14 protein-coding genes are annotated in these 12,990 nt (G+C 62.8%); 7 read left to right on the plus strand and 7 right to left on the minus strand.

Translation table 11 applies throughout. The features are described from left to right. Positions 1–295: 295 nt before the first annotated feature. From rloA to SA496_RS16280, 3 genes are read left to right on the plus strand one after another with little or no spacing between them, the layout of a single operon-like run. Positions 296–832, plus strand: coding sequence for a retropepsin-like aspartic peptidase RloA (rloA, locus tag SA496_RS16270; RefSeq protein WP_120650217.1), 537 nt, complete (start codon positions 296–298; stop codon positions 830–832). Between the two features lie 5 nt (positions 833–837). After that, positions 838–2,364 (plus strand): osmotic stress tolerance membrane protein RloB, encoded by a 1,527-nt coding sequence (gene rloB / locus SA496_RS16275; protein WP_120650216.1) that lies wholly within the window; start codon positions 838–840, stop codon positions 2,362–2,364. A 3-nt stretch (positions 2,365–2,367) separates the two neighbouring features. Further along, complete coding sequence (locus SA496_RS16280) at positions 2,368–3,354, plus strand: alpha-L-glutamate ligase-like protein (RefSeq protein ID WP_120650214.1); 987 nt, start codon at positions 2,368–2,370, stop codon at positions 3,352–3,354. 152 nt (positions 3,355–3,506) lie between these two features. Here SA496_RS16280 and speE read toward each other — a convergent pair whose 3' ends face one another. Continuing rightward, positions 3,507–4,367: a polyamine aminopropyltransferase gene (speE, locus tag SA496_RS16285; protein ID WP_120650212.1), complete on the minus strand. Its 861-nt coding sequence runs from the start codon at positions 4,365–4,367 to the stop codon at positions 3,507–3,509. A 207-nt stretch (positions 4,368–4,574) separates the two neighbouring features. Between speE and SA496_RS16290 the strand changes: the two genes are divergently transcribed. After that, complete coding sequence (locus tag SA496_RS16290; protein WP_330115647.1) at positions 4,575–5,435, plus strand: DNA-3-methyladenine glycosylase family protein; 861 nt, start codon at positions 4,575–4,577, stop codon at positions 5,433–5,435. 2 nt (positions 5,436–5,437) lie between these two features. After that, positions 5,438–5,938: a methylated-DNA--[protein]-cysteine S-methyltransferase gene (locus tag SA496_RS16295; RefSeq protein ID WP_120650210.1), complete on the plus strand. Its 501-nt coding sequence runs from the start codon at positions 5,438–5,440 to the stop codon at positions 5,936–5,938. Between the two features lie 26 nt (positions 5,939–5,964). Here the strand turns inward: SA496_RS16295 and SA496_RS16300 are convergent, their stop codons facing one another. The 6 genes from SA496_RS16300 to aroC form a co-directional block, all read right to left on the minus strand. Then, positions 5,965–6,522 (minus strand): histidine phosphatase family protein, encoded by a 558-nt coding sequence (locus SA496_RS16300; RefSeq protein ID WP_120650208.1) that lies wholly within the window; start codon positions 6,520–6,522, stop codon positions 5,965–5,967. A gap of 185 nt (positions 6,523–6,707) precedes the next feature. After that, positions 6,708–7,391 carry an acireductone synthase gene (mtnC, locus tag SA496_RS16305; RefSeq protein WP_330114144.1) on the minus strand — a complete coding sequence of 228 codons (684 nt, stop codon included), beginning with the start codon at positions 7,389–7,391 and terminating at the stop codon, positions 6,708–6,710. 98 nt (positions 7,392–7,489) lie between these two features. Continuing rightward, complete coding sequence (locus SA496_RS16310) at positions 7,490–8,035, minus strand: 1,2-dihydroxy-3-keto-5-methylthiopentene dioxygenase (protein WP_330114145.1); 546 nt, start codon at positions 8,033–8,035, stop codon at positions 7,490–7,492. A gap of 87 nt (positions 8,036–8,122) precedes the next feature. After that, positions 8,123–8,737: a methylthioribulose 1-phosphate dehydratase gene (locus tag SA496_RS16315; RefSeq protein WP_120650204.1), complete on the minus strand. Its 615-nt coding sequence runs from the start codon at positions 8,735–8,737 to the stop codon at positions 8,123–8,125. Next, the gene (locus SA496_RS16320; RefSeq protein ID WP_120650202.1) at positions 8,734–9,894 is read right to left on the minus strand and encodes an MFS transporter; all 1,161 of its coding nucleotides are present in this window, start codon (positions 9,892–9,894) and stop codon (positions 8,734–8,736) included. The genes SA496_RS16315 and SA496_RS16320 overlap by 4 nt, the downstream gene beginning before the upstream one ends. Continuing rightward, positions 9,891–10,982, minus strand: coding sequence for a chorismate synthase (aroC, locus tag SA496_RS16325; protein ID WP_120650200.1), 1,092 nt, complete (start codon positions 10,980–10,982; stop codon positions 9,891–9,893). The genes SA496_RS16320 and aroC overlap by 4 nt, the downstream gene beginning before the upstream one ends. Positions 10,983–11,115: 133 nt before the next feature. Here aroC and SA496_RS16330 point away from each other — a divergent pair, with 133 nt between their 5' ends. Both SA496_RS16330 and SA496_RS16335 read left to right on the plus strand, forming a co-directional pair. After that, on the plus strand, positions 11,116–12,096 hold the full coding sequence (locus tag SA496_RS16330; protein WP_330114146.1) for an alpha/beta hydrolase: 981 nt from the start codon (positions 11,116–11,118) through the stop codon (positions 12,094–12,096). A 105-nt stretch (positions 12,097–12,201) separates the two neighbouring features. Further along, entirely contained in the window at positions 12,202–12,981 is a 780-nt protein-coding gene (locus tag SA496_RS16335; RefSeq protein ID WP_330114147.1) for a hypothetical protein, read from the plus strand. Positions 12,982–12,990 lie beyond the last annotated feature (9 nt).

A 12,990-nucleotide genomic window follows, 5' to 3' on the forward strand; every position in this document is an offset into this window, starting at 1 on the left:
CACATTGTTGTTTGGTTGAGCAAAACTACTGCCATCAACCCCACCATGTCAAACAATCACCGACCAATTGTCGACAATCCATCTAATAGCTGAAAAACCGGGTACGGCATCACGCTCGTGCGCCCGAAGCCATAAGCGTCTGTCGCGCCGGAAAATCCGCGTGTTAGAATGCGCGCCGCCAGCGCCAGTCTGGGCGCCAATGACTTGCCTGCTAGACTCCCAGACCAGGCGCCGCCGCCAAGATGGCCGTGGGCCGGGCTCCTGGACCGATGACCGCGTTACGCTCAAAGGACTTATGACACTCAAGCCCTTCGCCCCGTTTGCCTGCCTGCTCGCCCTCCCCGGACTTGGCTTCGCCAACGAGAAGACCGTTTACGGCCTCAATGAATACGCCAAGCTGAAGGATCTCGACCTGGAGGTCGCCGCCAAGCTCGATACCGGTGCCAAGACCGCGTCCCTCAGTGCGCGGGATATCAAGCGCTTCAAGAAGGACGGCGAGACCTGGGTGCGCTTCTACCTGGCCATCGATGATGCCCACGAACATCCGATCGAGCGCCCCCTGGCCCGAATCAGCAAGATCAAGCGCCGTGCCGGGGACTTCAATCCCGACGAAGGCAAGACCTACACCGCACGCCCGGTCATCGAACTGGAGGTGTGCATGGGCAAGGCCCTGCGGCAGATCGAAGTGAACCTCACCGACCGTAGTGCTTTCCAATACCCGCTTCTGATCGGTTCCGAGGCGCTCAAGCGCTTCGATGCACTGGTCGACCCGAGCCTTAAATACGCTGCCGGCAAACCCGGTTGTGCCACCGACGCAAACTCTGACGAGTAACCCACATGCGCTCTCTTACCCTGCATCTGAAAGTCCTGATCACCCTGTTGGTGAGCCTGGGCGTTCTGATAACGGCCTACCAGATATTCATCCAGGGCATTCCGATCACCGAGGATGCGACCGACGATCTCTGGAACATCGACGCCAAGGTCGAGTTCCAGGCAAACCCGCGCGATCCGGTGAAGGTCCAGATGTTCGTTCCGCCGCTGAACCGGGACTACGTCAGCCTCAACGAGAGCTTCATCTCCAACAACTATGGGGTGAGCATCAATCGCGCTGACGGCAACCGAAAGGTGACCTGGTCGGCGCGTCGCGCCAGTGGCAACCAGACCCTTTATTACCGCCTGGTACTGACCAAGCGCTATAGCGGCGAGAAGCCCAAGGACAAGGGGCCGATCTTCCGCGACAGCATTCCGGTGGAAGGTCCCGAGAAGATCGCCGCCGAAGCCCTGCTGGCTCCCATCCGCCAGCACTCGGCTGACGTCGAGACCTTCATCAGCGAGACCATCAAGCGGGTCAACAACCTGAACGATGACAACGTCAAGCTGCTGCTGGCCGGCGACACCGGCACCCCGAACAAGGCCAAGGCCATCGAGCTGCTGCTGTCTATTGCTCATGTGCCGATGGAGCGCGTCCACACCATCCGCCTGATGAGCGAACAAGCACAGAGCCCCGAGCTCTGGCTGCGCAGCTTCAACGGCGAGAACTGGCTGTACTTCAACCCGGACACCGGCGAGCAGGGCCTGCCCAGCGACCGCCTGATCTGGTGGACCGGTGATGACAATCTGATCACTGTCGATGGTGGCAAGAAGGTCCAGGTGACCTTCAGCATGAACAACAGCGAGATGAACGCCATCCGCCTGGCCAAGCTGACCGACGAGAACACCGACGCCGATTTCCTCGAGTACTCGCTCTACGGCCTGCCGCTGCAGACCCAGCAGACCTACCAGATCATGATCATGATCCCGATTGGCGTGCTGGTGATCCTGATCCTGCGCAACCTCGGCGGCCTGCAGACCCTGGGTACCTTCACCCCGGTGCTGATCGCCCTCGCCTTCCGCGAAACCCAACTGGGCTTCGGCATCGTGCTGTTCACCATCATCACGGCGCTTGGCCTGTCGCTACGTTCCTATCTTGAACACCTGAAGCTGCAGATGCTGCCGCGACTATCGGTGGTGCTGACATTCGTGGTGGTGCTGATCGCAGTCATCAGCCTGCTGAGCCACAAGCTCGGCCTGGAACGCGGCCTGTCCGTCGCCCTGTTCCCGATGGTGATCCTGACCATGACCATCGAACGCCTGTCCATCACCTGGGAAGAGCGCGGCGGCGGCCATGCCTTCAAAGTGGCCATTGGCACCCTGGTAGCGGCCACCCTGGCGCACCTGCTGATGACCGTGCCGGAGCTGACCTACTTCATCTTCACCTTCCCGGCAGTGCTGCTGATCATGGTGGGCTTCATGCTGGCGATGGGTCGCTACCGCGGCTACCGCCTGACCGAACTCTTCCGCTTCAAAGCCTTCCTGAAGGACTGAGCCATGTTCGGCCTGATCAAGACGTGGAAAGCCCTAGAAGCCAAAGGCATCATGGGTATCAATCGGCGAAACGCGGACTACGTGCTGAAGTACAACAAACGGCACCTGTACCCGATCGTCGACGACAAGATCATCACCAAGCAGCGCGCCATCGAAGCGGGGATTCACGTACCCGAGATGTACGGCGTCATCTCCACCGAGAAGGAAATCGAGAAGCTCAACGAGATCATCGGCGAGCGCAACGACTTCGTGATCAAGCCGGCGCAGGGTGCCGGCGGCGATGGCATCCTGGTAATCGCCGACCGCTTCGAAGGCCGCTACAAGACGGTCTCTGGCAAGATCATCAGCCACGAGGAAATCGAGCATCAGATCTCCTCGATTCTTACCGGTCTCTACTCCCTCGGCGGGCACCGTGACCGCGCGCTGATCGAGTACCGTGTGACGCCTGACCAGATCTTCAAGAGCATCAGCTACGAAGGCGTGCCGGACATCCGCATCATCGTGCTGATGGGTTACCCGGTAATGGCCATGCTGCGCTTGCCGACCCGGCAGTCAAACGGCAAGGCCAACCTCCACCAGGGCGCCATCGGCGTTGGCGTGGATCTGGCTACCGGGGTCACCCTGCGCGGCACCTGGCTGAACAACAAGATCGCCAAGCACCCGGACACCACCAACGCGGTTGATGGCGTGCAGCTGCCCAACTGGGACGGCTTCATGAAACTGGCGGCTGGTTGCTACGAGCTGTGCGGCCTGGGCTACATCGGTGTCGACATGGTGCTGGACCAAGACAAGGGGCCGTTGATCCTCGAGCTCAACGCTCGTCCCGGCCTTAACATCCAGATCGCCAACGACTGCGGCCTGACCCATCGCGCACACGCCGTCGAGGCACGCCTCGAAGAGCTTAAAGCCAAGGGCATCCAGGAAACCCCGGACGAACGCGTACGGTTTTCCCAGGAACTCTTCGGCCACGTGCGACCGACGGAGATCTGATTCATCGCTTCAAGGAATAAGCCCGGCCACACGCCGGGCTTTTTCTTTTCCGGAACTCCGGAAGAGAACCAGAGTGAGAGAATCCCGCTCTCCCATTGTTCATCCACGAAAAAAGGGGCCTTCTGGCCCCTTCTTCATTTACCCCGACAACCTCAGTCGTTGCTCGGCTTGTTCACCGCGTGCAGGACGTACTGTGGCAGGGCGAACGCGCCAACATGAATTTCCGGGTTGTAGTAACGGGTCACGATACCGCTGCCGGCGTAACGCTGGCGCAGGGTTTCCACCGGGAGCTTGCGCAGTTCGGCGTCGGTAGCCCCCCAGGCGAAGGTCATGGCGCCGCCGATGTAGGTCGGCACGGCCGCCTGGTAGAAGTGCCAGTCGGCGAAGAGACTGTCCATGCGGCTCGCAGTGGTCTGCACCTCACTGAGCTGCATGAAGGGGGTGCCATTCTGGGTGACCAGCACGCCGCCGTCGTTCAGGCAGCGGCGGCAGGCCTGGTAGAAGTTCTCGGAGAACAGCACCTCGCCCGGACCGATGGGATCGGTGGAGTCAGAGATGATGACGTCGAACTTCTCCTGAGTGGTGGCGACGAAGCGCATGCCGTCGTCGATCACCAGGTTCAGGCGCGGATCTTCATAGGCGCCTTTGGAATGATTCGGCAGGAACTCCTTGCACATTTCGACCACGGTGCCGTCGATCTCGACCATGGTGATGCGCTCGATGTCGCGATGCTTGCTCACTTCGCGCAACATGCCGCCGTCGCCGCCACCGATGATCAGGACGCTCTTCACCGCGCCATGGGCGAGGATAGGCACGTGGGTGAGCATCTCGTGATAGATGAACTCATCCGCCTCGGTGGTCTGGATCACACCGTCGAGGGCCATGACACGACCCATGCGCGAGTTCTCGAAGATCACCAGGTGCTGGTGCTCGGTGCGCACTTCGTGCAGCAGCTTGTCCATGCGGAAGCGCTGGCCGTAACCGTCGTAGAGAGTTTCCTGATAATCGCTCATGGGTTGTTTCCCCTGCTGGCTGTATTAGCGGACGGTGCCACCGCCCCATGAAAAGGCGCGCATTCTACTGTGGCTTCGATGTCAGGTCGAACCGCGACTGGGGAATTTGAAAGTCAGTTTTGCAGAGACGGCGCAGCGCCAAGAGAATATCGTCGCACCATGACCGCTAACGCTCCCTTTTCCGATTCCCACGAGCCCACCAAGTCCATGCGCCTTGACTATTTCGAGCCCTGGAGCTGGAAGCAGTTCCAGCAACATTTCGCCCTGCGGCGGCTGCCTGGTGTCGAGCATCTGACCGCCGACAGTTACTGCCGCAGCTTCCGACTGGGCGAGCGCAGCGGCTGGTTTCGCTTGCGCCCGCTGCCCGGCGCCCTGGAACTGGAGCTGAGCCCATCGGCCCGAGACCTTGCCCCCCAAGTGGCGCCGCGCATCCGCCAGATGTTCGACCTGGACAGCGATCCGGCGGCCATCGCTCATCACCTGGGCCGCGATCCTCTGCTACAGGGACTGCTGGCTCGTTATCCGGGCCTGCGCCTGCCTGTCGCCTTCGACCCATTCGAGCAGGGCGTGCGCACCATCATCGGCCAGCAAGTCACCGTGAAGGCAGCGGTGACCATTGCCGGACGCCTGGTGGAGCGTCTTGGCGAGCCGTTGGCGGATGCCGAACTCGACGGGCCGCAGCGGATCTTCCCTTCTGCACAAGCCATCGCCGACGATCCGCTACCCGGCATCGGCATGCCCGGCAAACGTGTCGACACATTGCGCCGCTTCGCCTTTGCGGTGGCCGACGGCAGCCTGGAACTGAGCCTGGCCGCCGGCGTCGAAGCCCTGGTCGAACGCCTTTGCGCCCTGCCCGGCATCGGTCGCTGGACGGCCGAGTACATCGCCCTGCGCGCCTTTGGCCAGCCAGACGCCTTCCCCACCGCCGACCTGGGCCTGCTCAAGTCGCCGCTCTGGGGCCCTGGCGGCATCAGCGCGAAGGAACTGGCCAGACGCGCTGAACAGTGGCGCCCCTGGCGGGCCTACGCAGCTGTCTATCTCTGGCAGAGCTACGCCGAGGAGCAATGAAAATGTACTTCCGCTACCACGAAAGCCCCACCGGCCCACTGCTGCTGGCGGGCGACGAGTCCGGCCTGCAGATGCTCTACATGGACAACGAGGGACGCGGCTACCCGGACGAACGCTGGGAAGCTGCCGGCCGACGGCTGGATGACCCTTGCCGTCAACTCGACCGCTACTTCGGCGGCCGCCTGAAGCGCTTCGACCTGCTTCTCGCGCCACGGGGTACGCCTTTCCAGCAGCGGGTCTGGCAGGCGCTCCTGCAGATTCCCTACGGTCACACCACCTGCTACAGCGAGCTGGCGGAACGCATCGGCAATCCCAAAGCAGTGCGGGCTGTAGGTACGGCCAACGGCGCCAACCCCATTTCCATCATCATTCCCTGCCATCGGGTAATCGGCCGCGACGGCAGCCTGACCGGATACGCCGGCGGCCTGCCGCGCAAGGCGCTGCTACTGAAGCTTGAAGGTGTGAAGCTGCAGCCTGAACAGGACCAATTGCTGCTGATCTAGCCCAGAGACTGGGTTTCGGTCCGATCTCAGGGCTGGCGGACACGCGCCAATACCTTGGGCGGATCGGCCAGCGGCAGCTCGATGATCAGCCCTTCCCCGCTCTTCGGCTCAACCCCGGTCAGTGCCTTGATGTTCACCTGATGACTGACCATCACCACCGGCCGGTCCTTGGGCACCTTTTCGATGGCCTTGCGCATCTCCACCGTTTGCGCGGCCTGGCTGTCCGGGTCACTGAAGAAGGAATCCAGTGCCGGCAGGGTCTCGACGGCCCCCAACCCCATCTCCTGCGCGGTGTCCTGGGCACGGCACCAGGTGCTGGTATAGAGGCGCGGTTGCTCGACCTTACGACGCACCAGGAGCTTGCCCCAGCGCCGCGCTTCCTGGCGCCCCTTGTCACTGAGGTTGCGCTGGGTACTGCAATCCCCCAGCCGAAAGCCTTCCGGGTCACCGGTGCCGGGGGCGGTCGTGTGGCGCAGCAGGAGAAAGGCCTTGCCCTCGCGGAGCGCCTGCCAGGCCGACTTCTGGTCGGCTGCCGCCGGCAATGCCAGCAGCGCAATCATCATCAGGACGAGTAGGCGGGTCATTGCCGGGCCGCCGGTTGCAACGTCCGGTCGCGGGTTGCCCTGTACAGGCCCGGGACGGGGCTAGCCGTAACGATGCAAAGGCAGGAACCCATGGGGGGGACGCTCCCAGGTGGATGCAGTCCCCCCAAGGATAGATCGGCCGGCAGAAGCCTTCCTCGCGCTCTGTCAGACGATTTCAGTCAGTGTCAGAAACGCGCCAGATCGATCACCGCGAAACTCGCCACGGTTTCGTGTCCCTCCAGCACACCGCCGTCGCGCGCCAGGCCGATGGTCTGCATACCGGCCTCGCGCGCGGCATCCAATTCCTGAACCACATCGGAGAGGAAGAGGATCTCCTCGCCAGGCAGCCCGATGGACTCAGCGATGCGCTCATAGGACGCTGCCTCGCGCTTGGGTCCGGAGGTCGTATCGAAGTAGCCGGAGAAATGAGGGGTCAGGTCACCCGCTTCGGAGCAGCCGAAAATCAGTTTCTGGGCCTGGATGGAACCGGAGGAATAGACGTAAAGCGCATAGCCTTGCTGTTTCCAGCGGGCCAGCGCTTCCACCGCATCCGGGTAGACATGTCCCTTGAGCTGGCCGGCGCGATAACCCTGCTCCCAGACCATGCCCTGTAGCGCCTTGAGCGGCGTGACTTTGCGATCCTCGGCAATCCAGCCGAGGAGAATTTCCACGACTCGCCCCAGGCTGGCCCCGGCTTCACCGCTTTCCAGGCGTACGGCCTCGACCTGCTTCGCCACCGCCGGTTCATCGGCATGGGTCAGGACGAACTCCGGCAGATGGCTGGCAGCGAAGGGAAACAGCACGTCATAAACGAAGCTCACCGCGCTGGTAGTACCTTCGATATCAGTGAGAATGGCCTTGATGGACATGGGGACTCCAGGTGAATCGGATGTTGCCGTCGTAGGAACCAACTTGCTGGCGAAATCACAAAGCGTCGCGAGCAAGCTCGTTCCTACAGAGGCCGGGATCAGTCTTCCAGCTGCGGGAAGCGCTTGGCGATCTCGTCGCCGGTGAACTTGGCGACCCAGCCTTCCGGGTTGTTGAACAGGCGGATAGCGACGAAATGCGGATGCTCGCCCATGTCGAACCAGTGGCGAGTGCCCGCTGGCACGGAGATCAGGTCATTCTTCTCGCAGAGCACGGCATAGACATAGTCGTTGATGTGCAGGGTGAACAGGCCGCGTCCGGCGACGAAGAAACGCACTTCGTCTTCGCCATGGCGATGCTCGTCGAGGAACTTGGCACGCAGTTCGTCTTTCTGCGGGTGGTCGCGGGTCAAGCTGACGACGTCGACAGTCACGTAGCCCTGCTCTTGCATCAACCGGTCGATCTGCGGGCGATAGGCCGCGATCACCTCCTCCTGGCTGGCACCCGGGGCGATGGGGGCGGACGCCTCCCAGCGCTCGAAGCGCACACCGACGGACGCGAGAGTGGAGGCGATGTCATCCAGGTGGGTCAGGACCTTGTTCGGCAGGTCGGGGCTGGATTCGTGGTAAACGGTCAGGCTGCTCATCTGGGTACTCCTTGCGGGCGTCCTCCCGGCTCTCTGGCGGGTCGGTCGGCACCGTTGTCAGTCAGGCATCTTCGTGTGAAGGAAGCTTCAGCGCCGGGTGATCGAGAGCGTCTTCAGCTCGCACTCGAAGAGGAATTCGAATGCTTCGATCTGGCGCAGGGCGTCGCTCATGCGCGACCCCCAAGTATAGAGGCCGTGACCACGGATCAGATAACCGACGCAGTCCGGGTGCTCGTCCAGCCACGGTTGCACCTTGGTGGCCAGGCGAGCGATGTCCTGGTCGTTGTCGAAGATCGGCACCAGCACCTGGGACTCATGGGTGCTGATGCCACTGAAGGCCTTCTGCAGCTCGTAGTCGGCGAATACCAGCGAATCAGCCAGGGTCAGACGCGACAGTACTGTGGCATTCACCGAGTGTGTGTGCAGCACCGCACCGATTTCCGGCTTCCAGCGGTAGAGCTGGGTGTGCAGCAGGGTTTCCGCCGACGGCTTCTTGCCCGGCTCCAGGCTTTTGCCATCCATATCGGTGGCCAGCACATCATCCGGGCCGAGCTCGCCCTTGTGCTTGCCAGAGACGGTCAACAGCGCCTCGGTGGCGGACAGTCTTGCCGAGTAGTTGCTGCTGGTGGCCGGTGACCATCCACGACCGTAAAGGAAGCGGCCGGCGTCGATGATTTCCTGGGCGAGTTGTTGGCGATTCATGCCCGCTCCTCTTGCAATTGGGTGGCAATGATAACGGCTGCGGCAAGCGCCGCGAGACTGGCGATGGCGTATGTCCAGACTGGCCCCAGGCTGCTCCAGCTGTAGCCCGAGTAAAGCGCCCCCAGCGCTCCGCCAGTACCGGCAAGTGCAGCGTAGAGCGCCTGGCTCTGGCCCTGCTGGCGCGGACCGAAACGACGTTGCACGAAATGGATGGCGGCTGCATGAAAGCTGCCGAAAGTGGCGGCATGCAACAGCTGGGCGAACAGCAGCACCGGCAGTTGGTCGGCGAAGTTGCCGATCAGCAACCAGCGCAGGGCGGCGATCAGGACACTGGCCAGTAGCACCACACGCACTGAGTAACGCGCCAGGATCCGCGCCATCACCATGAAAAGCAGTACCTCAGCCACGACCCCCAGGGCCCAGAGCTGACCGATCAGGCTGCGCGAGTAGCCGAGCGACTCCAGATAGATAGTCTGGAAGCTGTAATAGGGGCCGTGGGACAGCTGCATCAGCCCCACGCAGGAATAGAAGGCCAATACGCCCGGCTGACGCAGCTGGGCGAGGAAACCGCCCTGCCCCGGCGCATCTGGCCGCGCCTGGGGGACCGCATTGGGTACCCAAAAGCTGCTGAGGACGATTCCACCCATGATGACAACCAGCGCCCAGGGATACAGGTCCAGGCTGAACAGCTCGAACAACGCCCCCAGGCCGATCACCGTGAGAATGAAGCCGATGGAGCCCCACAACCGCACCTGGCTGTAACGCGCAGCCTGCTCCCGGAGGTGCGCCAGGGTAATAACCTCGAACTGCGGCAGCACTGCGTGCCAGAAGAAGGCGTGCAGAGCCATGATCAATGCCAGCCAGGCATAGCTGTGACTGACGAAGATCAGCGAGAAGGTCACCAGCGTGCAGAACGCGCCGAAGCGCACGATGTCCAGGCGTCGGCCACTGCGGTCGCCCAGCCAGCCCCAGAGATTGGGCGCCACGCAGCGCATCAGCATGGGGATGGCCAGCAGCTCGCCGATGCGCTCACTGGAAAAACCCAGGTGCGCGAAGTACAGGCCGAGGAAGGGCGCCGTGGCGCCCAGCAGGGAAAAATAGAAGAGATAGAAGCTGGACAGCCGCCAATAGGGCAGCGCGTTCGCGCCGCCCGTCACAGCTGGCCGAGCACCGGGGTTTCCACCCGCACGTCGGCGTTCTGCGCGCGATGGCGCAGCAGGTGGTCCATTAGCACGATGGCCATCATGGCTTCGGCGATCGGAGTGGCACGAATGCCCACGCAAGGGTCATGACGGCCCTTGGTGATCACGTCCACCGGATTGCCATGGATGTCGATCGAGCGGCCGGGGGTCGTGATGCTGGACGTCGGCTTGAGCGCCAGGTTGGCGACGATCGGCTGGCCGGAGGAAATACCGCCGAGAATGCCGCCGGCATTGTTGCTGAGGAAACCTTCCGGGGTCAGCTCGTCGCGGTGCTCGGTGCCGCGCTGCGACACGCTGTCGAAACCGGCACCGATTTCCACGCCTTTCACCGCGTTGATGCTCATCAGCGCATGGGCCAGTTCAGCGTCCAGGCGGTCGAAGATCGGCTCGCCCAACCCCGGCGGCACGCCCTCGGCGACCACGGTGATCTTCGCTCCCACGGAATCCTGGTCGCGGCGCAGCTGGTCCATGTAGGCCTCCAGCTCAGGCACCTTGTCCGGGTCAGGGCTGAAGAAGGCGTTCTGCTCCACCGAGTCCCAGGTCTTGAAGGGAATCTCGACCGGGCCGAGCTGACTCATGTAGCCGCGCACGGTGATGCCCTGGGTGGCCAGGAACTTCTTGGCGATGGCACCAGCGGCGACGCGCATGGCGGTTTCCCGTGCCGAGGAGCGGCCGCCGCCACGGTAGTCGCGGATGCCATATTTGTGGTGGTAGGTGTAGTCGGCATGGGCCGGGCGGAACAGGTCCTTGATCGCCGAATAGTCCTTGGACTTCTGATCGGTATTGCGGATCAGCAGGCCAATAGCGCAACCGGTGGTCTTGCCTTCGAACACGCCGGAGAGGATTTCCACCTCGTCGGCTTCCTGGCGCTGGGTGGTATGGCGGCTGGTACCCGGCTTGCGGCGGTCGAGGTCACGTTGCAGGTCCTCGAGGGACAGTTCCAGCCCCGGCGGGCAGCCGTCGACTATGGCGACCAGCGCCGGACCATGGCTTTCGCCAGCGGTGGTGACGGTGAACAGCTTGCCGTAGGTGTTGCCGGACATGCACAGTGCTCCGCAGAAATGGGCCTCGATCGAAGGTCGAGCAGTATACCCGCGGCGTCCGGCCAGTTCACCCCTCGAACCTTGCGCCGCCAATCGCGTCCAACCCGCCAAATCGACAACCGACTCCGCCTAAATGCTGCGATTCTTACTGCTTCTCCTCCCCCTCCTCGCCAGCCTGGCCCAGGCCGCGCCCCAGAGCGTGCTGCAACGCCCCATCGAACTGGACACCGGTAGCGGCATACTGCGCGGCACCCTGCTTCGCCCGAATATCGATCGCCCCGTGCCGGTGGCGTTAATCATCGCCGGCTCCGGCCCCACGGATCGCGACGGCAACAATCCGCTCGGCGGACGCAACGACAGCCTGAAGAAACTCGCTCAATTGCTGGCACGCAATGGCATTGCCAGCGTGCGCTACGACAAGCGTGGCATCGCCGGCAGCCAGGATGCCGGCATCGATGAACGCCAGCTCAGCATCGAGCTCTACGCCCAGGATGCGGCGGCTTGGGGCCAGCGCCTGAAGCGGAACCCGCACTTCTCGCAACTCATCCTCATCGGCCACAGCGAAGGCGCACTGATTGCCAGTCTCGCAGCGGAGGGTGCAGGCGCCGACGCGCTTGTCAGCATTGCTGGCAGCGCCCGCCCCATCGACCAGTTGCTGCGCGACCAGCTGCAAAGCCGTCTGCCGCCGCCCCTACTGCATCAGAGCGAAGCCCTGCTGGCCAGCTTGCGCGCTGGCCAGCAAGTGGCCGAGGTGCCGCAGTCGCTGGAGGTACTGTTCCGCCCCAGCGTGCAGCCCTACCTGATTTCCCTGTTCCGCCAGGACCCGTCCGAGGCCTTCGGTCGACTGCGGATGCCGGCGCTGATCCTGCAGGGCAGCCACGACATCCAGGTCAGCGTGAACGACGCTGAGCAGCTCAAGGCCGCACGACCTGACGCCGAGCTAGCCATCATCGAGGGCATGAACCACATGCTGCGCATAGTCCCCATGGAGATGGATCAGCAACTGGCGTCCTACGGCAACCCGAACCTGCCCCTGGCGCGAGAGCTGGGCGAACGCATCCTCGCATTCATTCAGGAGCAGTTCGACTCCAGAAACTCGAAGATCAGTCGATAAGGCGGAAGGTTCTGTAGGAAATCTCGCCTGGCAAGGGCAGTTGCGCACAGAATATGTACCCACGTACCAGATTCATCGTCACCGGCCCTTACAAGGTACCTCCCGATGACCGAAAGCACAGCCGAACAGCAGAGCGCTGAAGAAGCCGAACCCCAGCCCCATCCGTGGTCCGAGCTGGCGGCCGAACACTTCGACCTGCTGCGTCTCGCGCCCCTGCCCATCGACCGACACACCGGGTCACGCCCGCTGCGATTCGTCGAACTCGGGCGCGTGGAACGCCACAGCAAGGAACAGAGCGTGCTGCGCCTGAGCATCGGGCTTCCCGGGCAGAAAGTGCGCAAGGAGCAGAATCTTCTGGAAGTCTGGGTGGATCACCGCAGCAAGGAGGTTCGTATCGGACCGGACAACGGTTTGAACCTGGAGCCGCAGAACCGTGGTCTGGGGCGCTTTCTCCTGGCCCAAGGCATTGCCTGGGCCAAGCAACACTGGGCGCACTATCGAGTCGAAGGTGGTGCCCTGCCGGCCAAGGACGCCCTGGACAACGAAGCCCGCTTGCGCCGCGACCACGTGCTCAAGGCCCAAGGCTTCGGGATCGAGTACCAGGACAACTTGCAACTGAAAGCGAGCTACGGCGCCGGGCGGGTCAGTGAGCTGCACGGTGACTGGCACCGCGAGAAAGTCCAGCTGGTGGGGCTGCAGGAAGCCGCTGCCATGCTCGAACAAGCCGACCAGAACCTGCATCGGCAGGAAGTGGAGATTCGCAAACTGGAAGAGCGCATCGCCGTCTACAAGCGAGAAGACGGCGGACTGCGTTTTACCATCGCATGCCTGGTGGTCTTTGCCGTGTTCCAGGCCGGCCTGCTGATCTGGATCACCACCCACTGACCCCCAGAG

Origin of the sequence: Pseudomonas sp. JS3066 (assembly GCF_036328175.1) — a bacterium.
Taxonomy (GTDB): domain Bacteria; phylum Pseudomonadota; class Gammaproteobacteria; order Pseudomonadales; family Pseudomonadaceae; genus Metapseudomonas.

Excerpts from the sequence above, each read along its gene's own strand:
- rloA (WP_120650217.1), top strand. The coding sequence starts at position 296 with ATGACACTCAAGCCCTTCGCCCCGTTTGCCTGCCTGCTCGCCCTCCCC.
- rloB (WP_120650216.1), top strand. The coding sequence starts at position 838 with ATGCGCTCTCTTACCCTGCATCTGAAAGTCCTGATCACCCTGTTGGTG.
- SA496_RS16280 (WP_120650214.1), top strand. The coding sequence starts at position 2,368 with ATGTTCGGCCTGATCAAGACGTGGAAAGCCCTAGAAGCCAAAGGCATC.
- speE (WP_120650212.1), bottom strand. The coding sequence starts at position 4,367 with ATGAGCGATTATCAGGAAACTCTCTACGACGGTTACGGCCAGCGCTTC.
- SA496_RS16290 (WP_330115647.1), top strand. The coding sequence starts at position 4,575 with ATGCGCCTTGACTATTTCGAGCCCTGGAGCTGGAAGCAGTTCCAGCAA.
- SA496_RS16295 (WP_120650210.1), top strand. The coding sequence starts at position 5,438 with ATGTACTTCCGCTACCACGAAAGCCCCACCGGCCCACTGCTGCTGGCG.
- SA496_RS16300 (WP_120650208.1), bottom strand. The coding sequence starts at position 6,522 with ATGACCCGCCTACTCGTCCTGATGATGATTGCGCTGCTGGCATTGCCG.
- mtnC (WP_330114144.1), bottom strand. The coding sequence starts at position 7,391 with ATGTCCATCAAGGCCATTCTCACTGATATCGAAGGTACTACCAGCGCG.
- SA496_RS16310 (WP_330114145.1), bottom strand. The coding sequence starts at position 8,035 with ATGAGCAGCCTGACCGTTTACCACGAATCCAGCCCCGACCTGCCGAAC.
- SA496_RS16315 (WP_120650204.1), bottom strand. The coding sequence starts at position 8,737 with ATGAATCGCCAACAACTCGCCCAGGAAATCATCGACGCCGGCCGCTTC.
- aroC (WP_120650200.1), bottom strand. The coding sequence starts at position 10,982 with ATGTCCGGCAACACCTACGGCAAGCTGTTCACCGTCACCACCGCTGGC.
- SA496_RS16330 (WP_330114146.1), top strand. The coding sequence starts at position 11,116 with ATGCTGCGATTCTTACTGCTTCTCCTCCCCCTCCTCGCCAGCCTGGCC.
- SA496_RS16335 (WP_330114147.1), top strand. The coding sequence starts at position 12,202 with ATGACCGAAAGCACAGCCGAACAGCAGAGCGCTGAAGAAGCCGAACCC.